This window comes from Pedobacter paludis, assembly GCF_003173575.1.
Classification (GTDB): domain Bacteria; phylum Bacteroidota; class Bacteroidia; order Sphingobacteriales; family Sphingobacteriaceae; genus Pedobacter; species Pedobacter paludis.
In genome coordinates, this window is record NZ_QGNY01000004.1 from 376,954 (window position 1) to 397,950 (window position 20,997).

Genomic DNA, 20,997 nt, shown 5'->3' on the forward strand with positions numbered 1-20,997 from the left:
AGCAAGCGTACATCTTATATCTAAAATCGTAAATTCTATTAAAGGGCTTGGTTTGCAAACTGTGTTAATCGTAAATCTAAAATCGTAAATCAATATGCGTAACCTTTGGATTTTCATAAGCAGATACAACGCATTTTTCCTGTTTATTATCTTTTTTACCATTGGGGTTTTCCTAACAGTTAAAAACAACGCTTATCAGCGAAGTGCAACCTTGAATTCTACTAATGAAATTGTTGGTACTGCTTACGAAAGACTAAATGTTTTTAAGCGATATTTAAACCTGGGAATGGTTAATGATAGTCTTGCGGCCGAAAATGCTAAACTTAAAACCAAGCTATTGGCCTTAACTACAATCGATTCTGCAAAAGATGTTAAGGTTATTGATACCAACACCCACCAACAATACACTTATTTAGCGGCAAAAGTTGTTAAAAACTCGGTTACTTTGCGCAATAATGTAATGACGATTAATAAAGGTACCTCTGATGGAATTAAAAGCGGAATGGCTGTTATTTCACCCCAGCGTGGTGTTGTTGGTTTTATTAGAGATGTATCTGAGCATTTGGCAACAATTCAATCTCTATTACATAAGGATACGAGAATTAGCGTTGTGGTAAAAAAGAATAATGCTCTTGGATCTTTAGTTTGGGGTGATGGAAATTTCGATATCAGAAAAGCCTTTATAAAGGAAGTACCCAATCACATTAAAATGAATGTTGGAGATACCATCGTTACCTCCGGTTTTGCGTCCTTCCCTTCTGGAATTCTTGTAGGCAAAATTAGTCGTACCAATGTTGCTACAAATGATAATTTTCTTTCCGCAGAACTGAATTTATTTAACGATTTTAGCACATTGCAGTATGTTTATGTGGTAAAAGACAAAAAAGCCGAAGAACAAAAAGCTTTAGAAAGCATAGCTAAGCCAAATGAATAGTAGAATAATAATTATCAACATCATCAGATGGCTCTTATTACTTTTTGTGCAAATATTCTTGCTCAAGAATATGGGTTTTTATGATCTTTCTACACCTTTTATTTACGTTTTGTTTCTGCTTCTCTTACCTTTCGGTATGCCAAACATCCTCCTCTATCTGGTGGCTTTTGGAACCGGCTTAACCATGGATGCTTTTTATGACACCATGGGCGTTCATGCTACAGCCTGCGTTGTTTTGGCCTTTGTAAGAATTTCATTTATCTCGATCAGTTTAAATAAAGATGCTATTGATGACCCTGAACCTTCTTTAAGTTATATGGGTTTCCAATGGTTTTCATTATATGCTTTTCTTTGCGTTTTAACGCATCATCTTGTGCTCTTTTTTTTAGAAACATTTAGGTTAACAGAAATTGGTTATACCTTAATGAGATGCGGCTTAAGTTGTATCTTTACACTACTTATTATTTTACTGGTAGAGTTTATATTCTATAAAAGAACATCTCGCTAATGGAGCAATTATTTAATCGGAAATATATTATTCAGGGTTTATTTATAGTTATAGCCTTAATTTTATTGGCAAAGCTCTTTTATATTCAAATTTTTAGTGATGCAGCATTCGTTGCCGCTGAGAGTAATGTATTGAAGAAAAAATTCAAATATCCAGCTAGGGGCGCCATACTGGATCGCAATATGAAGGTTATTGTGCAGAATGAGCCTGTTTACGATTTAATGGTTATTCCAAACGAGGTTAAATCTTTTGATACCCTAGCACTTGCAAATGCCCTGGAAATTTCTTTTGATGATGTTCGCAAAAGTTTAAAAAAAGCAAAAGCAAAATCCAATTATCAGTCTACCCCTTTTTCAAAACAGATTTCTGTTCAGAGTTATGCCCGTCTTCAGGAAATCATGTATCGCTTTCCCGGTTTTTCTACTCAAGATAGAACCATTCGCCATTATCCAGATAGTGTTGCGGGCCAGTTGTTTGGATATGTTAAAGAGGTGAGCCAAGCCGATATTGATAAATCTGATGGATATTACCGATCGGGCGATTACATCGGGAAAAGTGGGTTAGAACGATCTTACGAGGAAGTCCTCCGCGGAGAAAAGGGTGTTGTAAATACCGTATATGATGCTAGAAATACACCGCAAGGCAGTTATGCAAATGGCAAATACGATGTTAATGCAGTTTCTGGTGAACGTTTAATTTCTGGAATTGATATCGATGTTCAAAAACTGGGCGAAGAGTTGATGCAAAATAAAGTTGGTGCTGTTGTAGCAATCGAGCCTTCAACGGGCGAAATCATTTCCTTAGTGAGCAGTCCCGGTTACGATCCGAATATTTTGGTTGGAAAAGGTTTTGGCAATAACTATATGGATTTTATTGTGGGCAATCCTTACCGGCCATCTCTTGTGCGCCCGATACAAGGTTATTATCCTCCCGGATCGTCGTTTAAACCTATTGATGCTTTAATTGCTTTACAAGAGGGGGTTATAGATCCAAATACAACATTTAACTGCCCCGGATATTACATGGCCGGAAACCACAAGGTAAAATGCGAACACGTTGATGGAAATATTGCGATGCGACGTGGAATAGCCAGAAGTTGCAACACTTATTTTTGTCATGTTTTTCAGAATTTAATTACCAAAAACGGCATGAAAAATCAACGCCAAACCTATCAGGAATGGCGTGATAAGGTTGCAAAATTTGGCTTCGGCTCTAAACTGGATATCGATATGCCTTTTGAACGTAAAGGCTATTTTTACAGTGCTGATCATTACGATAAAATTTACGGTAAAAGATGGGGATATACTACGGTAATCTCTCAAGCCATCGGCCAAGGAGAAATTACGGCCACGCCACTACAAATTGCAAATGCAATGGCCATTATTGCCAATCGCGGATATTACATTAAGCCTCACCTAATTAAAGGAATGGGCGATAAAAAATTGGTTAAAAAAGAATACGTAACTAAAAATTATGTAGATATTGATCCCAAATATTTTGAACCTGTAATTGACGGCATGCAGGAGGCAGTTAACAGCGCATGGGGAACTGCAACACTTTCTCGAATTCCCGATATTATAATGTGCGGTAAAACAGGTACGGTTCAAAATCCACATGGCAAGAATCACTCTGTTTTTATCGGTTTTGCGCCAAGAGATAACCCAAAAATAGCGATTGCAGTTATTGTAGAAAATGCAGGTTATGGAAGTACTTATGCTGCTCCGATTGCGAGTTATATGGTAGAAAAATATTTGAAGAGAACGGTAACTGGAGCTAGGGCCAACCAAGTAGAGTGGATGAAAGGACAAAACCTACTTCCGCCACTTATAGATCAGAACAAAAAACTAAAATTAACCAAGGCCGATAGCCTAACCATTAAAAAAGCAGATTCTGTAAAGCGAGTTAAAGATAGCCTAAAAATAAAATCTGCAGTAATAAAACAGTCTGTTTCCACTAAGCCAGCAATGAACAGAACTGTTATTGTAGGTACAAAACCAGAAACCAAATAAAATGATACAGCAACAGGGCAATCGGTTTTTTTTTAATGTAGATTGGATTACAGTTTTAATCTACATTGCGCTTTGTGCCATTGGTTTTACAAATATCTACGCCTCCATTTATAATCCGGATAAAGCCGTTGGTTTTGATTTCGCCAGTAGTTACGGCAAGCAGTTAATTTATGTAATTACCGGACTAATTTTAGGTTTATCAATTTTATTATTTGACGGGAGGTTATTTAACGTCTTCGCCCCATTTATTTATGGCATAACCCTCGTATTACTTATAATTGTACTTTTTGTGGGCCGAAATGTTGGCGGAAACCAAGCTTGGATTCCCATAGGCTCATTTAGACTGCAACCATCCGAATTTGCTAAATTCGGAACGGCCCTACTTTTGGCACGTTACGTTAGCACTTTTAACCCTAAGTTTAGGGATGTTAAATCAATTTTTATTGCGGCGGCTATTGTTCTTGCTCCGCTTTTATTAATTATGCTTCAACCGGATACCGGTTCTGCCTTGGTCTTTTTAGCCTTCATGTTTCCATTGTATAGAGAAGGTTTATCAGGCTATTTTCTTTTAATTTTCCTAGGAATGATCGTACTCTTTGTGGCCGATTTCTTAGTTCCAACTTATATATTGATTTTGGTTTTAACCACAATTGGAGCGTTATTTATTTATGCGAACAAGCGGAAGCAAAAGTTAATTATTACAACGGTATTTGTTACATTAATTGCAATTGGATATTTGTTCTTGGTAAAGGTTGCTTACACCAAAGTTTTAGAGCCACACCAGAGAAGCCGCATTGAGCTTATGCTGGGTTTAAAAACCGATAATAAAGGAGCGGGTTATAATGTAATTCAATCGCAAATTGCCATAGGATCGGGACAGGCTACAGGCCGAGGTTTTTTGCAGGGTACACAAACAAAATATGGCTATGTACCAGAACAAAGCACCGACTTTATATTTTCTACAATCGGCGAAGAATGGGGATTTATGGGATGCTCTGTCGTTATTGGATTATATATTTTCTTACTGTTAAGGTTGGTTAATCTTGCTGAAAGGCAACGGTCTACTTTTTCAAGAGTTTACGGCTACAGTGTGGCTTGTATTTTATTCTTCCACGTATTTATTAATATTGGTATGACGATTGGTATCATCCCAGTAATCGGAATTCCGTTGCCATTAATTAGTTATGGCGGATCATCGTTGTGGAGTTTTACTATTCTGCTTTTTATATTTCTTAAGCTAGACTCGAATAGAATGGGCTTTATTTAAATCACCTTATAAGATTGAACGGACTAAGCCTCCTTCTACCCTTATTGCCGCTCCATTTGTTCCAGAGGCTAAAGGACTAACGTAATAAGTTACTGCATTCGCGATTTCCTCAACGTCTAAAAATCTTTTTAGGAGTGAGGTTGGTCTCATATTTTTAAAGAAATCATCTTCAACTTCAGCAACAGTTAAATTGCCTGATTTTGCCAGATCTTCGATAAAACCACCAACACCTTTAGATTTTGTTGGTCCCGGTAAAATCGAATTTACGGTTACTGCTGTACCTTTTGTCAATTCTGCAAGTCCTCTGCTAACTGCCAATTGAGCGGTTTTAGTCATTCCGTAATGAATCATCTCATCAGGTATAAAAACTGCAGATTCGCTCGAAATAAAAATAATCCGGCCCCAGTTTTTCATCAACATTTTTGGAAATAAATGACGGGATAATCTGATGCCACTCATTACATTAACTTCGAAAAATCTAAACCAGTCGTCGTCAGATATTTCTTCAAAAGATTTTGGCTCAAAAATACCCGCATTATTAATTAGAATATCAACTTCAGGCAAATTTTCTATCAGTTGGTTTACATCTTCCACTTTCGAAAAATCGGCTGCAAAGCCTGTAACGCTTTCACTTCCAGTAGTGCTTTTTAAACTTGCAACCGCAGCATCAACACTTTCTTTTGTTCTGCCGTTAATAATTACAGAAACACCTTCTTTTAATAAACTTTCGGCAATTGCGTAACCAATTCCAGCAGTAGAACCGCTTATAAAAGCTGTTTTATCTTTTAGTTTTAAATCCATTATTTAGAAAATCTTCTGTTTAACAACTCATAAAACTGATCAACCGTTGCCTGCTTTGTTGCCCAATTGTTTTTTACGGCATAATTATTCTGAAGAAAACTATCGGCTGTTTCGAAATTGTTCATTTTGTTTACAATATCTATCGCTTCAGAATAGGCCAGATTATAACCATTGAATAAGTCTTTAATAAAAAGCAGTTTTTCGTTTAGGTTTATGGCTTGTTTTAGATCAGCAATTGGTGCTTTTACCGGCTCAGTTGTATTATTCGTTCTGGCAAGCAAATCATTTAAGCTTGGTGCAGGTTTCGAAGAAATGGGTTCAACAATTGGTTTTACCGGCACTGCTTCAGGTGTAAAAATTGGGCGTTCAGCTACGGGTGGCGATATGATCGGTTCATCAAAATCTACATCTTTTAGTGCTTCAATTGGTTCCGTAATTTCATCAGCCGTAGGAAACTCCAACTCAGGTTCTGAAGTTTTTGCTTCTTCATCGTGAGAGATTAAGAATGGTTCCGGTCCGATTTCATCATCTGCTGCATTTTCAGTTTCATCCGGGGTTTCAGCCTGCAGTTCATCCTTTTCATGAATTCGTTTCTTCTGTGCAAGAATTTCTTCCTCGGCTTTACTTAAAGGTCTATCAAAAATATCTTCAACAGGTTTGGCTTCGTAATCAAATTGATCATCCTCACTATGATTTCCCAAAACAAATTCAAACGTATTATCACTTTGATCGGGCTTAAAAAAATCCTGTTCCAAAACCTTCTGTGCTGTTTCCTCATGAATTTTTTCATCATCAAAAACTTCCTGCCCCTGCCTCACATCAACACGTTCTTCCTCTTCCTCGGCAGTTGCCACATCTGCAAGCTCTTCCAAATCAGATAAACTTTCCTCTACTTGGTAAGCTAATCCTTGTGCTGGAAGTTCTTCTTTTATCTCCTCGTTTTTCAAATTAGGGACTTCTACTTTCGGAGTTTTATCTTGCGTATTAATGGTATTCAGTTTCTTTACAATTTGAACATGATCAGACAGAAAATTGGCATTAGCGAGAAAAAGTTCTACCTCCAAATCATTTAATTGATCCGGATTTTGAGCTAGAAACTGATATTGCTCATTTAATTCTGATAAAATATTACCTATTTTCCTGAAAATATCTTGTTGGTTCATCATAAAGTTTAAACGAATTTTTGGCTAATTTATGTTGGTAACTATGTATTCAAAAATAACACATAATTCTCATATTTGTTCGGTTTAAAAATTATAGCACAGACATAAGGAAGTAAAAAATCGAGCATGTTATTTAGCGAACAAAATTTTAGAAGAAGAGGCGAATTTTCGGGCAGTATAGAGGTAGTTTGTGGCTCTATGTTTTCTGGCAAAACCGAAGAGCTTATCCGACGACTAAAAAGAGCACAGATTGCGAAATTAAATGTAGAGATTTTTAAACCTAGAACAGATACGCGTTATCATGAAACCGCAGTGGTGTCGCACGATCTAAATTCGATTAATTCTACACCGGTTGATAGTGCATCGGCTATTTTATTGCTTGGAACAAATACCCAGGTTGTGGGAATAGATGAAGCTCAGTTTTTTGATGATGAGCTTCCTGATGTTTGCAATAAGCTGGCGCTTAAGGGAATTCGGGTAATTGTTGCAGGCTTGGATATGGATTTTACAGGAAAACCTTTCGGCCCTATGCCTGCTTTAATGGCCATTGCAGAGCACGTTACCAAGGTAAATGCCGTTTGCGTTTGTTGTGGAAATCCCGCACTTTTTAGTTACCGAACAGTTGCCAACGAATCTACTGTTTTGCTAGGCGAAAAGGAAAGTTACGAACCACGTTGCAGAGCCTGTTATAACTTAGAACGAGGATAGCTAGGGTTAATTTTTTTAATTGCTAAACTGTAAACCGTTCCTAACCTAAAAATTCTTTTGGAGCGCAGTGCCTGCAAAAAAATTTAGCGTTTGTTCCCGTTTTTCGCCTGTACGCTTCGGGCAATTTCATTAGCCCTGCAGGGTACTGGCTACACCCGGGGCTAGGTGGCCAAAAATCTACTGTTTTTTAAACGGCTGGGTTACCTTTGCTGTTCTTAAACCTGACAGCAGCGACAGCCCCGAATTTTTTCAATGAGGGCTACAGCGAATGGCAGGACTGTAATCGGCAAAGCATTACAGAACCAAACATTTTCAAAAAAATAAGAAATACATTTATGGATCAAGAAATTAAAACTGTTTCTATTTTGGGCTGTGGCTGGTTTGGATTGGCCTTAGCCAAGAAATTAATTGAACTAAACTATTTTGTTAAGGGTTCTACAACCACTCCAGAAAAATTGGAGATGCTTTCCATCCATAAAATTGAACCGTATTTGGTTAGCTTTATCGCCGAAGAAATTATTGCTGATGATTCTTTTTTTAATGCAGATGTATTGTTCATCTGTATTCCGCCCAAAAGGAACTCTACCGAGCTTAAAGATTATCCGAACAAAATAAACGCAATTATAAAGGCATCAAAAAACAATGTAAAAAATATTGTTTTAATCAGTTCTACGAGTGTTTATGCGGATGAAAACATATTTGTTAACGAGCATAGCAAAACCAATCCCGATACAGATTCTGGACGTGTGGTTTTAGAAGCTGAAGAAATATTGAAGGGGCTTCATTCTGATAATTATACTATTATCCGCTTCGCCGGATTAATTGGCCCCGAACGCAACCCAGGTAGATTTTTTGCTGGAAAAACCTATGTTCCTAATGGCTTGGCCCCAGTAAATTTAATCCATCAAATTGATGCGGTTGGCATTGCCTGCGAAATCCTGAACAAACAAGCTTTTGGCAGAACATATAATGCATGTTCTCCAACGCACCCAGCAAAACAGGATTTTTACACTAAAACCGCTAAATCATCTGAATTAATTGAACCCCAATTTATTGCTGAAAAGAAAAACTGGAAAGTTGTGGAGAGTGTGAATGTGCCAGAATTTTTGGGTTATGAATTTAAAGTAGAGATTTAATTTGGTCGGTGAGACACCAACCAATAGCTACTTAACTCAATAAACCTAGTAGCTCTTTTTTTGTTAAATTTTGAAAGAAGCCATTTTCGGTTTGGATTAAATTCTTAACCAAATCTTTTTTCGTGGACTGAAGTTTCATGATTTTTTCTTCTATCGTATCCGGGCAAATTAAGCGTACAGCCATAACATTTTTATGTTGTCCAATTCTGTATGCCCGGTCAATCGCTTGGTTTTCGACCGCAGGATTCCACCATGGATCTACTAAATAAACATAATCTGCCTCGGTTAAATTAAGTCCTATCCCACCAGCCTTTAAACTGATTAAGAAAACCGGAATCTCCTCGTTTTTTTGGAACGACTCTACAACCGCTCCCCTCTTTTTCGTTTGACCGGTTAAATATTCATATTTAATTCCGCGTATTTCCAGCTGTTTTTTTATTAAATCGAGCATGCTGACAAACTGAGAAAAAACCAAAATTTTATGGTTCTTAGCTTTGCTTTCTATTTGCTCTAACAAAACTTCAATTTTCGAGGAAGCCTGAATGTAAGATTTCCCATCAGCCAGCAATGCGGCAGAATTACAGATTTGCCTCAATCGGGTAATGCTCCTCAACACATGCATAGAACTTTTTGGCAACTCATCTTCGGTTTTATTAAGAATATAATCCTGAATTTCCTTTTTATTGGCTTCGTAAATCTCTCGCTGTTCATCGCCCATTTCGCAGTACAATACAATTTCGGTTTTATCCGGAAGTTCCTTCGCTACCTGCTCTTTAGTTCTACGTAAGATAAATGGCTTAATTTTTTTCTGCAATTCCTCTGCCCGTCGGCTATCCTTAAACTGATCAATTGGAGTGGAATATAAATCTGCAAACTGTTGTTTACTTCCAAACAAACCCGGGCAGGCAAAAGAAAGTTGTCCGTACAGATCAAAAGTATTGTTCTCAATTGGCGTTCCTGTCATTACAACCTTATTTCTCGATTGGAGCATTCTAGCCACTTTATACCGCTGAGATTCTGGATTTTTAATGTTCTGAGATTCATCTAAAAAGATATAATTAAAGCGATAATCTTTTAAGAAACGAATATCAGAAAGCAAGGTTCCGTAAGAAGTTAAAATGATTTCAAAATTATCAAAAGTATCTGTAGTTTTTGTTCGCTCATTACCATAAATGGTTTTAACTTTTATAGAGGGGGCAAATTTTTCTATCTCGGCCTTCCAGTTAAAAATTAAAGATGCCGGAACAACAACTAAATTGGTATTATGATTTACCTTTTTCCGCTGAGACAAGATAAAAGCCAAAATTTGAATGGTTTTCCCCAAACCCATATCATCTGCCAAACACGATCCAAAGTTAAAATCATCCAAAAAATTAAGCCAGTTTAAGCCATCTTTCTGATAGTGGCGCAAGGTTGCCGTAAGTGTTTCTGGCACTTCAACTTCTTCAATGGCGTCTCTACCTTCAAATTTCTGTTTATAAACACGTAGCTCATTTTTTACATCACCATCAAGAAGCGCATCTTCATATAAATCATTTATCGTTTCAAACTTTATTTTGTGCGTAAGCAGTTTGTCTTCTACAATTTCGCCTGCATTAAAATATCCAATAAATTTCTCAATCCACTCTTCGGGTAAAATTCCTTGCGTACCATCATCAAGCGTTACAAATTTACTTTTGTTCCTAATGGATTTATGTAAATGTTTAAGTGCAACGTTCTGTTTGCCAAATTTCACTTTCACCTTAGTTTCAAACCAGTCGGTTCCACTTAAAACCTCGATATTAATTTCTGGCTTATGCCCGTTTAATTTGTTGTTTTTAAGCTTATTGAAACCCAAAATATGGATTCCCTTGTTACGCCATATCTCAAATGCATCTAGAAACCATAAGTCTTCCAAAAATCTTTTGCGATGAAGATAAAAAGAATCATTAGTTTCCTGTTCGTAGAAATAAGGGTGCTGTTTTAAAACATTGGCAATAAACTGCAACTCGGCTTCCTCATCTCGATGGAGTGTAAAAAGATTTCCAAGTTTATCCTGTGCCTGAATTTGCTTTTTAGATAAAACAGGGATTTCCATATTTCCGTAACGCATAACTGGCGTTATTAAAATGTAATCTTCCGACTCGGATAAATAGATGAGTTGTTCATTTTCTAAATCGAAACCCTTTTCTTCGATCTGACTTTTTGAAGCAGGTTTTAAATAAGAATAATCTACCTTAATACTGCCTTCCAACTGAATTAAAATCGTTTTTTGAAACTCTGGATATTTTGTTTTGTGAAGAATTAACCGATTGCTTTGTTTTTTAAAAAAGCCAATTACACGCAAAAAATCTGGTCGGGTAATTAAGTAAAGATCATCTTTTAGCTGAATGAAGTATTGGTAGCATAAAACAAGATTATCCAATTCGTAAGATTTGCCTTCAATAATCAAACGCCCTGTTATTTCGTAATAATCATCTCTTTGATTTACTGACAGCCTTAAATCAACATCCAAAATATGGATCTTAACCGGCTTTATAGATGATGCCTGTATATTGGACGAAAGCTTGGCATCGTGTTGATAAACCGGAATATCTAGCGGATTTTTAACGATGGATTTTAAGGCTTCGAGTTCAGCCTCTGTTTGATCGGTATTGTAGTTTTGCTGAAACGTAGAAATGCCACTATAAAACTTAATAAGATTACCATCGTCAGTTTTGAAAAGCAACTCGGCAGGATTTAAGCCTTTTAATGGGTTTTTAACTTTTCCGGCTTTTGTGGTCTCTGCCTCAAATAATTCTATAGTAAGATTATTGTAGTAACGATGCTGACTCAAAACCATGAACATTTTTTCATTTGCCTTTTTTGTTGAAGAGGAAATGGTTTTGATTTTTTTTGCTGGCAATAAAAGCGTTTCCAAATGTTGCTTCGCCTCTAAATTAAAGGGTTGCAAAAATTTCATTCTAGGCTTAATTTCTGTTAATCCATCCTGATATTTCAATAAGAAAACATCATCGAAATTACGCTCTTTTTCCAGGCCATAATCAAGTGCAATTTTGGACATTTTTTGCCTCCGTAGGTTTTCATCAAAGAAAATAAGTAAATCCTGGCGCTGTAAAATATTGTAAAGAACCTGTGTTTGGTGTTCGCAGAGTTTGTTTTTAGGAGTGGCACATCTACAGGAAAGTTTTACAGAATGTTCATTTTGCTGTACTTGTACAATTGGAAAAGGCAGTGTAGAATCTTCATAGCTAAATGCTCCGAAATCAATTTCAATCTGCTCTGGAAAAACATTAAAATAGCCTTTCGTATCGGTATATACCTGATGGTTTACATGTTTTAAAATTACAATACTGCTTAAGTTTTTAAGATTAAAATCGCTTATAATGTAATCATAAGGATTCTGTTCTATCGATTGCCCGCCTGCAGTTTGTTCACTCATTAATACGAAAATGTAAAAGCTCTAAATTAGCGAATTAAAGGGTTTAAAATGCCTTACATTATTGGTATTTTTAAACACCTAATTGTTTAAAAAGAAATACATTGAATGGTAATTTAAGTAAATATTATTTTGAATAATCTAATTTTCATTTAAGTTTGCTAAAGCATTTGCTATAAATTAGCCTCAAAACCAAATACATGAAGAACATTACAGACAGGCACGAATTCATTCTTAAAAAACTAAAAGAAGACGGAAAAGTGAGCATTTTGGAACTTACCGATTTAATGGAAGTTTCTGGTGTAACCATCCGTAAAGATTTAAAACTGTTAGAAGATAAAAGTTTATTGTTTAGAACGCGTGGCGGTGGCTCTATAAATAATCCTTACGCAAATGAGCGTACCATAAATGAAAAAGCCTTTATAAATTCTGACGAAAAACAAAAGATTGCAAAAGCTGCGCTTGCCTTAATTGAAAAGAACGATTCGATTAGTATTGGTTCTGGAACTACTGTTTTTGAATTTGCAAGATGCCTATACCCAACCAAACATTTAACCGTGATTACGCCTGCCTTAAAAGTTGGGTTAGAATTAAGTGGAAGGCCAAATCTTGAAGTACTCCAGCTTGGCGGGTTAATCCGAGCGAATTCTTCATCTGTTGCAGGTTCTTATGCAGAGAAAATTCTTGGAGAAATTTCTTGCGGTGTTTTATTTCTTGGTGTCGATGGAATTGATCTGGATTTTGGTTTTTCAATTACCAATCTTTCTGAAGCAACACTTAATCAAAAGATGATTGAAACTGCACAAACCGTTGTAATTTTGGCTGACAGTACAAAATTCGATAAAAGAGGCCTCGGTAAAATTTGTGGTTTTGAGCAAGTTCAATATATCATTACAGATGATAAAGTGTCGCCAACGGTTATCAATCAAATAGAAGAAAAAGGCGTTAAGGTTATAGTTGCTTCTTAAATAAAACTTATGTTAGAGCTTACAAAATAATGATCGCTTGGGTAAATTCCATTTATCTGATCATAAATAATGCTTGCACTTTCGGTTTTAATTTTGCCTTTCGTAAAAATGAAATCTATCTTGCCCGTTTGGGTTCCTTTTGTCTTTAAATATTCTGGACCTAAAAAGTTATGAAAGGTTGGTCCCGGTTCATTTGGTCCGTTAGCTGTTAAATAGCTTTCGCTCCAACCACCATTGGTTATAATTTTAAAAACCGGATTTTTCATATCCACATTAAAATCTCCAATTAAAATTTGGGGGAAATCGGCTGTGTACTGTGCACTTTCTCTTACAATCATTTCACCTTGTTTATTTCTGGCTTCCTGTGCCTTATGATCCAAATGCGTAGCCAAAACCCTAAATTCCTTTCCAGATTTTTTATCCAACAATCTTACCCAGTTTACATGCCTTGCTCTTGCCGTATTCCAGGCTAAACTGCCCCCAATCTCTGGTGTTTCCGATAGCCAGTAACAGCCAGCCGAAACCATAGCATATTTCTTTTTGGAGAAAATAACAAGATTTTTAGCAATGCCGTTATACGTTTCTTTGTTCACATCCATTTCTGGGCCATCAAAGCCAAAAGCAAAATAATCGGGCATAGCTTTTTGAAAATCTTCTGCCTGGATTCTCAATACTTCCTGCAAACCAATAATATCTGGTTTTTGCGCTTGTATAACTTTTATACAGCTGTCTTTTCTTGCCTTCCATCCTCGGCCAACGGCGTCATCTTCAGGGAGCGCTACCCTAATGTTGCATCCTAAAATTTTATGCGTGTTTGTAGCGAAAGCATGCTCACCAGATAATAGATTTGCGGTAGATTTTAGTGGCCATAAACTGGCTGATGCGACAATACCAATTCCTTTTACAAAATTTCTTCTGGTTGATTTCATAAATTAGGATTGAGCCATTTCCATTGGATTTAAAAAGGCGCCTTTTTCGGCAAGTTCTTTACGTAATAATTCCGTATCGAGCTGATCGGGCGAAATGCCTAAACGTACTGATAATTTCGCCGCCCTACCCGCCGCTTCACCCATTGCCATACATGGCGCCATAACGCGAATCGCAGACATGGCTTCATGTGTCGTAGAAATACATCTTCCTGCAACAATTAAATTTTTTATTTTTTCGGGAATTAAAGATCGGTAAGGAATATCGTAACAATCTCCACACCATTCTAACGTACAGCCACCGCCTTGTGGGTGATGAAGATCTAATGGGTAACTGGCAACGGCAATTGCATCATCAAATCGGCCACAGTTTAAAACGTCGGCAGCCGTCATTACATACTTTCCAACAATTCTCCGTGTTTCCCTAATTCCAATAAATGGAGCCATTTTGGTAAAATATGCGTTTTCAAAACCGGGTACATATTTAATTAAGTATTTCTGAATATCTGTAATCTGTCTTCTTCCCTCTGCTTCTCCAAAAGATAAACTTGCAGGGTCTGTTCCATCAACTCCGTTTACTCTGGTCATGTTTACCCAAACTTCGCCCTCTCTTAAACCCGTAATTACGATTGTTCGTTCTGTAGGTAAATGAAAACCGTCTTCTTGAGCCTTTTGAATTAGGGAACGTAAACCTACTACGATAAACTGATTATTCTGCCCAAAATATTCATTGGGAATAAAGTCGGTTAAATAAGTCCTCGGTTCTTCAGAAATGCTTAATCTCAGTTTTTCTGTATCCACATTTGCTAGGCAAAACATAAGCGTTGGGGGTTGTACTCCACCTTGTTCATTTCCTTGTTCGCATTCAACACCAGCCTTAAAAGCAACATCAGCATCTCCGGTACAATCTATTATGGTTTTAGCTAAAATAACTTCCCGCCCTGATTTACTTTCGATGATAATGCCTTTGAGTACATTTCCATCCTTGATTACACCCACGCAAAAAGCATACAGCAGAACATCTACGCCACTTTCTAGAAGCATTTCTAAACCCACATTTTTTACTGCTTCGGGCTCTACCAAAGTTAAGCTCATGTGAAGCGGACAAGGGCGATGCTCACTGGCCGCATTCTTTTCTTTTAATCGATCTATAAATTTTTGAGGCAAACCCTTAATAATCTGATTCCCTTTTTGACCCAGAAAACCTAGAATTGGCAAACCAATGGTCATATTTCCACCTACAAAACTTCGGCTTTCAATAAGCATAACTTTCAAGCCATCGTCTGTGGCAGCCTGGGCAGCAATTAAACCTGACGGACCACCACCAACTACCAAAACATCAACATTTGCCCGTACTGGAAGTTCCTTTGCGGGTTCGGTTATTGTGAAAATTTTATTATCCATGCTAAAAAATCTAATCGTATTAAATTGAGTTCAAGACTTAATCCTGTTTTGGCTTCTCAGGTTTAATCATCGTCCATAAAATGATTACCCCAATGGGGTGTAAAAATGCCATTACTATAAATATTTGCTCTGCGCCTATTTTCCCCATCAATTGACCAACAAAATAGTTAAAAAGAACCGCTCCACAGGCGCCGAAACCTCCTGCAATACCTAAAACACTTGCCACATTTTTTGTTGGAAAGGCCTCGGCAACCACCACACTAATTGTAAATAACCAGCTGAGACAAGCCACGGCAACCGTGCTAAAAATCAATAGCGTAGAGAAAGCACTTGGTAGGTAAGGTGTAAGTATGCAGAAAGGGGTTAGTATGGCAACACAACTGAGCATAATTTTTCTAGCCTTTAAAGGTTTTTTTCCTTTTCTAACCATATAATCAGACCAAGCCGAAGTACCTATTGCTCCTAAATCTGCCACTAAAAATGGAATCCATCCGTACAAGCCCATTTCCTTTAGCGTAAGTCCGGATTGTTCTTGCAAATAACCGGGCAACCAAAAAAGACAGAAGTACCAAACAGGATCGGTGACGAAACGAATTAACAAAACGCCCCATAAACTTTTAGTTGTCCAGAGTTGTGGCCATTTAAAACCAGTATCTTCCTTTAATGATGAATTCCCTGTAGATTCTTGAAGAATTTTAGCAGGAGGATCTTTGTAAATTAATACCCAAAGTAATGCTATAATTAAGCCAACAGCGCCGGCAACAATAAATACAACATGCCAATTGTATGTTATTGCTAACCAAGCAACCAAGGGAGGTGCGATTATAGCACCAATGGAGCTTCCGGCGACACAAAGGCTATTGGCAGTTGCTCTAAATTTACCTGGAAACCAAATGGTAACCACCCGCAGCTGAGCGGGGAAATTTGTGGGTTCTGCCATTCCAAGCATCCCTCTAAAAAAAGTAAACTGACCAACTGTTCTAGAAATGCCACCGCCAATACAGGCAACAGACCAACCGATAATCCCAAAAAACATAATCAGTTTTGCACCAAACCGATCAACCAACCAGCCTGTTACCGGATACATAATGGCGTAGCAAATGGTAAAAATATTTAGGATGAAGGCGTAACCATCATCTTGTAACTGAAATTCTTTCTTAATAACCGGTTTCAGTATGGAAACAATCTGCCGATCGAAGTAGTTAAAAACGATGGCCAAGAATATCACAAAAATGATAAACCAGCGTCTTCTTTCAGGTAAGATTGATATTGCCATAATGGATTATATCAGATGGTATTATTTTGCTTTTGGCAGGCTTAGCTTACCGATAAATTTATTCTTTGGATTATCTTTCGGAATAATAGTTTTAATGGCATTTGCAACTTCAATTGGCAGGTCAGATTCTAAGATGTCGCCACCTTGAATAAACGTTTCTCTGTAATTTTTTGCCCGTTCTTCTGCTGTTGCCAGCTTATCGTAAGTTGGTGCGGCAGAAATCATACACATTACACCTCTAGCATGAAGCAGATCAAAAAGTTCCTTGTTTTCTGGAGTATTTGTTGGCCCGATGTAAGCAATCATACTTTTCCAGGGAATGCCAGCTGATTCATATTCCGACAAAGCTTTTTTGGTTTTTACAAAGGCAGAAAACATCCTATTGGGATTTTTATCGTAGTAGAATTTTGCATGTTTGGCATCGTGTACGGTAATCATGATCACTTTATTTGGATTTTCTCTTAAAATGCGTTCCTGCATTTCAAGCGGAACATCCTTACGATCGAGATTTACAACCGTTTTTCCGGCACTCCAATCCATCACTTCCTTTAATGTTGGGATTTTGTATTGGGTAACATTTCCCTCTGGATCTTTTAATCTAAATTTCTGAAGTTCGGCGTAGGTATAATCTGATACTTTTCCTGTACCTGTAGTTGTTCTTTCTAAAGTAGCATCGTGCATTAAAACCACCACACTATCTTTTGTTAGGCGAGGATCGATCTCAAAGAATGCAGGGGTATACTTTAAGGTGTTTTCGAAAGTTGCAACACAATTTTCCGGAAATCCCTTTACCGTCCCGCCTCTGTGGCCGCTAATAATTGGAGTGTTTTTCCCAGTATATTTAAAAAATTCATGAAGTTCGTTTACATTTTTAATCTTGAGTGTGTTTATTGCATTCTGACCATAAGCATTGGCACTTGCAATACCAAAAACCAAGCTGCAAAAAACAAGAATTCTAAAGTTAATTTTCATTTCTGTATTGAATTATATTTTGCTATTCAAAAGTTTTAAAGTCATTACCCCTGCTTCATCAAATTCCAACAATGTAATGGAAGAATTTTCTTGAGCCAGTTGTCTGTAATTATTTAATGGCATACCCAATCTGCCCGCCATGAACAATCTATTAACGCCGTTATGGCCCACAACAAGAATGGTTTTTCCATTGTGTTTACTGATCATTTCATCGTAAAAGCTATTTAATCGATCAATAATTTCTGCGCCCGATTCTCCACTGCCCCCGGCCTTAAATTTTTCGGGTTCATTACTCCAATTCTCCCACAGCGAAGCATCTTCCGCAATAAACTCTTCTCTGGTTTTACCTTCCCAGCTACCAAAATCAATTTCGATTAAGCGTTCATCGGTAATTACTTTCCGCTCACCAGAAGCAATTTCAGCTGTTCGTTTTGCCCTAAAAAGTGGCGAAGCATAAACTTCATCTATTTTGGTATCTCTTAACTGTTCAAAAACAAATTTAGCCTGTCGCAAGCCTTTTGTTGTAAGTTCAATATCTGTCCTGCCACAATAACGATTTCCGTCAGCGTTGTAAGCCGTTTCGCCATGGCGCAATAAATATACTTTAAGCATAAATTTCTTCTCTTTTTATAAAGCCTTTTTCAATAAAGGTCTTTAAAAACTCCTTATAATAAATATCGTACTTATGGGCCAGTTCATCATCAGTAAAAACTTCTTTTTCTACTATGGTTAATGCTTTTACGGCCTCAACCAAGTTCTCGAAATAAGTTGAAGATGAGGCCAATATTGCTGCGCCCACTGCACCGGAAACGTGTTTCATTTTCACAATCGGGCAACGTAAAACATTAGCTCTGATTTTTAACCAAGCATCACTTTTACTTCCCCCGCCAGCGGTGTAAACAACATTTATTTTTTCGCCAGAAAGATGATGAATCAGTTCAAAAGCATATCTTTCTAAATAGGCAACACCTTCCATATTTGCGGTAAACCGTTCTTCAAAAGATAAATTTCCATCTTCAAAACCATAAGCTTGGGGAGCTAAAATTGGAAAACGCTCTCCTTTTTGCATTAAAGGATATGAAATTTTACCCGTTGGAATAAGTTTCCAAGCCGATTCATTGAGCTGTTTTAAATCGTTCCCAAATTCTTCCGATACCCAGTCTGCGCCCGTATTGCTCGCTCCACCTGGCATCCAATAACCTAGCGGGTGGCGGTGACTGTAAATTCTTCCTTCGGGATCTAAGATTTCGTTTTTGGTTACTCCTTTTATAACCAAAGTAGTTCCAATTGTGGTATTCCAGTCGCCAAGTTTTATTGCACCCGAAGCAATTTGCGATGCACAGCCATCTGTTATTCCGGCTGTAACGGAAATTTGATTTATGCCAAGTTCATTCGCCAATTTTTCGTCTAATTTTCCGATTACCGAACCCGAGGGAACAACTTGAGGCAACCATTCTTTCTTTATGCCCAGCTCGGTTGAAATATATTCTGGCCAAAAATAATCGCTTACATCATAACCGGATTTAAAGGCATTTGTATAATCGGTTATTCCCCATACATTACTCAACTTAGCCGTAACATAATCCGCAGCATGAATCCATGTTTGAATTTTTTCTGCTTTGGCAGGATAATTTTGAACAAACCAATACATTTTAGCCAAACCACTTGAAGAACCAAAAGCCGTAAAACCTTTATTATGAAATTTTAATGCCGCTTTAGTACAAACTTCGCCTTCTTTAGCCGAGCGTTTATCACTGTACATAATTGCGTTGTGGAGCGGTTCATTATTTTTATCGATTGGAATTACTGTTCCTGATGTTGAGGTAACAGAAACTGATAAAATTTTACTTTTATCGATTTTAACTTCTGCCAGCAATTTTTTCAAGGATTTTAGGCAAGACAACCACCAATCTTGTGGAGATTGTTCTTCACGAGAGGAATCACTAAGTGGAAAAATTTCCTCGGCTTCGCCGACAACTCCACCATTATTATCTAGTAGAATAACCCGCGCACCCTGAGTACCAATATCTATACCTAAAAAATATGCCTCCATTAATGATTTAACAATGTTCTAAAAGATGAACGGGTTTTTTTCCATTCCAAATAATTGATTTTATCTTCTTCTTTATCTTGTGGATAAACCGTTTCCAAAATTTCGCGTTCTGGTTGTGTTTTTCCTAAAGCTTCGTTACAGATAAAAACTCCACCAACAACTGATGACTGGCGGTAACTATCACAAATTATAATTTTCTTACCCAATAAATTTGCAATAAACTGTCTTAAGGTTTTGCTTTGAACCCCGCCACCACATGCCCAAATATAATCCCGATTATGGCTTGTAACATTGCAAAGACTATTGTAATTTTCCTTTATGCTACAGGCAATATCCCATAAAGTTGCCCAAACAAAACTACCACGACTAAGTTGATGTGAAACTGGTGCATCAAATAAAAAGCCACCACGCGTTAATGGCGTTTTTTCGTCGGCCAATAAGGAACCTAAAGAAGCCACACACTGAAAGCAGTCTAACGCATTAACCTCTTCTTCAATAACATCATAACCTTCATTTGGGTAAAATACTTCCTTTAACCTTTGATAGTTTAATCCGGTTACGCCTGCATTAGCTTCCAACATAAAACTATCTTCGTCTATATGTCTGCCTGTCCAAGTGCGTTGTTGTTCATCAAGCTCATAACTTTTGGTAAGCTTAATTATTGGCGTAGTTGTTCCAGAAACAATTACAACATCAGCTTCTGATGGTTGTGTACTCTTAACTGCAAGCTGTGTATCAGCACCCCCAACAATAATCACTGCCTCACTAGAAATACTAAAAAGAGAGGCAACATCAGGTTTGATTTTGCCTAAAATACTTCCAGAATGGGTAAGGTTAGGTAAATCCTCTAGGTTTAAACTAAAGATCGAACATAAATGATCTGACCATTTTTTTCCTTCAACATCGTATAATAAGGTTTCTGATGCCTGTGAATGTTCATAGTGAAAAACGCCTGAAAACATATATTCTACCCAATCACTAATGCTCATAAAAGTGGAAAAATCTGACCAGATTTCCGGTCTTTTATTCCGAATACCCACCACTTTTAAAGCAGAAAAAAGAGAAGTTGGGTATCGCCCTGTTAATTTATAAACATCGGTTTTATCTTCAATAAGATTTTCCCATTCCCTACCCCGATGATCAATATTTGGCAAGCCGATTAAAGATTTACCTGATTTACCAACTAAAACAATTCCTTCTCTTTGGCTTGTGGAGGTTATTGCTTCAACTTCATAACCACCCGAATGAACTAAAACAGCTTTTGCCAAGCGCTGAATTTGTACCCAAAGTGTATCTGGTTCGAAATATAATGCTTCTGGGTAATTGTTATCTTTATGATATTGAAGATTTTCTCTTTCAATACTAATGATTTCGCCATTAGGTTTGGCTAGGGCAACGCGAACGTTACCCGTACCAATATCAACCACCAAGTAAGCTTGTTCTTTTAAGGCCAT

General features: G+C 37.3%; 17 protein-coding genes. 7 read left to right on the plus strand and 10 right to left on the minus strand.

The genetic code is table 11. The features are described from left to right. Positions 1-94 precede the first annotated feature (94 nt). Genes mreC through rodA form a run of 4 tightly spaced genes read left to right on the plus strand, consistent with a single transcriptional unit; the run spans position 95 to position 4,718 of the window. Positions 95-934 (plus strand): rod shape-determining protein MreC, encoded by an 840-nt coding sequence (gene mreC, locus DF947_RS13035; protein ID WP_109930436.1) that lies wholly within the window; start codon positions 95-97, stop codon positions 932-934. Then, positions 927-1,442 (plus strand): rod shape-determining protein MreD, encoded by a 516-nt coding sequence (locus tag DF947_RS13040; protein WP_109930438.1) that lies wholly within the window; start codon positions 927-929, stop codon positions 1,440-1,442. Before mreC ends, DF947_RS13040 begins: the two co-directional genes overlap by 8 nt. Continuing rightward, the gene (mrdA, locus tag DF947_RS13045; RefSeq protein WP_109930440.1) at positions 1,442-3,451 is read left to right on the plus strand and encodes a penicillin-binding protein 2; all 2,010 of its coding nucleotides are present in this window, start codon (positions 1,442-1,444) and stop codon (positions 3,449-3,451) included. Before DF947_RS13040 ends, mrdA begins: the two co-directional genes overlap by 1 nt. 1 nt (position 3,452) lies before the next feature. Next, entirely contained in the window at positions 3,453-4,718 is a 1,266-nt protein-coding gene (gene rodA, locus DF947_RS13050; RefSeq protein WP_109930442.1) for a rod shape-determining protein RodA, read from the plus strand. Positions 4,719-4,724: 6 nt separating this feature from the next. Here rodA and DF947_RS13055 read toward each other — a convergent pair whose 3' ends face one another. Together DF947_RS13055 and DF947_RS13060 are read right to left on the minus strand one after the other, a co-directional pair. Beyond that, on the minus strand, positions 4,725-5,519 hold the full coding sequence (locus DF947_RS13055; RefSeq protein WP_109930444.1) for an SDR family NAD(P)-dependent oxidoreductase: 795 nt from the start codon (positions 5,517-5,519) through the stop codon (positions 4,725-4,727). Beyond that, on the minus strand, positions 5,519-6,685 hold the full coding sequence (locus DF947_RS13060; protein WP_109930446.1) for a hypothetical protein: 1,167 nt from the start codon (positions 6,683-6,685) through the stop codon (positions 5,519-5,521). The genes DF947_RS13055 and DF947_RS13060 overlap by 1 nt, the downstream gene beginning before the upstream one ends. Before the next feature lie 123 nt (positions 6,686-6,808). On the opposite strand from DF947_RS13060, the gene DF947_RS13065 reads away from it, so the two are divergent. Next, positions 6,809-7,390, plus strand: a complete 582-nt coding sequence (locus DF947_RS13065) for a thymidine kinase (protein ID WP_109930448.1) — start codon at positions 6,809-6,811, stop codon at positions 7,388-7,390. Positions 7,391-7,725: 335 nt separating this feature from the next. After that, a complete protein-coding gene (locus tag DF947_RS13070) occupies positions 7,726-8,526 on the plus strand; it encodes an SDR family oxidoreductase (protein ID WP_146202913.1) in 801 nt (266 codons plus the stop codon). Between the two features lie 31 nt (positions 8,527-8,557). On the opposite strand, the gene DF947_RS13075 is transcribed toward DF947_RS13070, so the two are convergent. After that, positions 8,558-11,947 carry a DEAD/DEAH box helicase gene (locus DF947_RS13075; protein ID WP_109930451.1) on the minus strand — a complete coding sequence of 1,130 codons (3,390 nt, stop codon included), beginning with the start codon at positions 11,945-11,947 and terminating at the stop codon, positions 8,558-8,560. 197 nt (positions 11,948-12,144) lie between these two features. Between DF947_RS13075 and DF947_RS13080 the strand changes: the two genes are divergently transcribed. Further along, on the plus strand, positions 12,145-12,912 hold the full coding sequence (locus DF947_RS13080; RefSeq protein ID WP_109930453.1) for a DeoR/GlpR family DNA-binding transcription regulator: 768 nt from the start codon (positions 12,145-12,147) through the stop codon (positions 12,910-12,912). Here the strand turns inward: DF947_RS13080 and DF947_RS13085 are convergent. Genes DF947_RS13085 through DF947_RS13115 form a run of 7 tightly spaced genes read right to left on the minus strand, consistent with a single transcriptional unit; the run spans position 12,909 to position 20,997 of the window. Then, a complete protein-coding gene (locus tag DF947_RS13085; RefSeq protein ID WP_109930455.1) occupies positions 12,909-13,841 on the minus strand; it encodes an endonuclease/exonuclease/phosphatase family protein in 933 nt (310 codons plus the stop codon). The two genes, DF947_RS13080 and DF947_RS13085, sit on opposite strands and share 4 nt — an antisense overlap. A 3-nt stretch (positions 13,842-13,844) precedes the next feature. Further along, positions 13,845-15,242, minus strand: a complete 1,398-nt coding sequence (locus tag DF947_RS13090; RefSeq protein WP_109930457.1) for an FAD-dependent oxidoreductase — start codon at positions 15,240-15,242, stop codon at positions 13,845-13,847. 37 nt (positions 15,243-15,279) lie between these two features. Further along, positions 15,280-16,518, minus strand: coding sequence for an MFS transporter (locus DF947_RS13095; protein ID WP_109930459.1), 1,239 nt, complete (start codon positions 16,516-16,518; stop codon positions 15,280-15,282). Between the two features lie 21 nt (positions 16,519-16,539). After that, positions 16,540-17,490: a glycerophosphodiester phosphodiesterase family protein gene (locus DF947_RS13100; RefSeq protein WP_109930461.1), complete on the minus strand. Its 951-nt coding sequence runs from the start codon at positions 17,488-17,490 to the stop codon at positions 16,540-16,542. A gap of 12 nt (positions 17,491-17,502) precedes the next feature. Continuing rightward, positions 17,503-18,102, minus strand: a complete 600-nt coding sequence (locus DF947_RS13105) for a histidine phosphatase family protein (protein ID WP_109930463.1) — start codon at positions 18,100-18,102, stop codon at positions 17,503-17,505. Beyond that, positions 18,095-19,543: an FGGY-family carbohydrate kinase gene (locus DF947_RS13110; RefSeq protein ID WP_109930465.1), complete on the minus strand. Its 1,449-nt coding sequence runs from the start codon at positions 19,541-19,543 to the stop codon at positions 18,095-18,097. Before DF947_RS13110 ends, DF947_RS13105 begins: the two co-directional genes overlap by 8 nt. Continuing rightward, positions 19,543-20,997, minus strand: a complete 1,455-nt coding sequence (locus DF947_RS13115) for an FGGY-family carbohydrate kinase (protein ID WP_109930467.1) — start codon at positions 20,995-20,997, stop codon at positions 19,543-19,545. The genes DF947_RS13110 and DF947_RS13115 overlap by 1 nt, the downstream gene beginning before the upstream one ends.

Bases quoted from the DNA above. Each gene is read 5' to 3' on its own strand.
- DF947_RS13065 (WP_109930448.1), top strand. From the start codon at position 6,809: ATGTTATTTAGCGAACAAAATTTTAGAAGAAGAGGCGAATTTTCGGGC.
- DF947_RS13115 (WP_109930467.1), bottom strand. From the start codon at position 20,997: ATGGCCTTAAAAGAACAAGCTTACTTGGTGGTTGATATTGGTACGGGT.
- DF947_RS13040 (WP_109930438.1), top strand. From the start codon at position 927: ATGAATAGTAGAATAATAATTATCAACATCATCAGATGGCTCTTATTA.
- DF947_RS13075 (WP_109930451.1), bottom strand. From the start codon at position 11,947: ATGAGTGAACAAACTGCAGGCGGGCAATCGATAGAACAGAATCCTTAT.
- DF947_RS13070 (WP_146202913.1), top strand. From the start codon at position 7,726: ATGGATCAAGAAATTAAAACTGTTTCTATTTTGGGCTGTGGCTGGTTT.
- mreC (WP_109930436.1), top strand. From the start codon at position 95: ATGCGTAACCTTTGGATTTTCATAAGCAGATACAACGCATTTTTCCTG.
- DF947_RS13085 (WP_109930455.1), bottom strand. From the start codon at position 13,841: ATGAAATCAACCAGAAGAAATTTTGTAAAAGGAATTGGTATTGTCGCA.
- DF947_RS13100 (WP_109930461.1), bottom strand. From the start codon at position 17,490: ATGAAAATTAACTTTAGAATTCTTGTTTTTTGCAGCTTGGTTTTTGGT.
- DF947_RS13095 (WP_109930459.1), bottom strand. From the start codon at position 16,518: ATGGCAATATCAATCTTACCTGAAAGAAGACGCTGGTTTATCATTTTT.
- DF947_RS13090 (WP_109930457.1), bottom strand. From the start codon at position 15,242: ATGGATAATAAAATTTTCACAATAACCGAACCCGCAAAGGAACTTCCA.
- mrdA (WP_109930440.1), top strand. From the start codon at position 1,442: ATGGAGCAATTATTTAATCGGAAATATATTATTCAGGGTTTATTTATA.
- DF947_RS13110 (WP_109930465.1), bottom strand. From the start codon at position 19,543: ATGGAGGCATATTTTTTAGGTATAGATATTGGTACTCAGGGTGCGCGG.
- DF947_RS13105 (WP_109930463.1), bottom strand. From the start codon at position 18,102: ATGCTTAAAGTATATTTATTGCGCCATGGCGAAACGGCTTACAACGCT.
- DF947_RS13080 (WP_109930453.1), top strand. From the start codon at position 12,145: ATGAAGAACATTACAGACAGGCACGAATTCATTCTTAAAAAACTAAAA.
- rodA (WP_109930442.1), top strand. From the start codon at position 3,453: ATGATACAGCAACAGGGCAATCGGTTTTTTTTTAATGTAGATTGGATT.
- DF947_RS13055 (WP_109930444.1), bottom strand. From the start codon at position 5,519: ATGGATTTAAAACTAAAAGATAAAACAGCTTTTATAAGCGGTTCTACT.
- DF947_RS13060 (WP_109930446.1), bottom strand. From the start codon at position 6,685: ATGATGAACCAACAAGATATTTTCAGGAAAATAGGTAATATTTTATCA.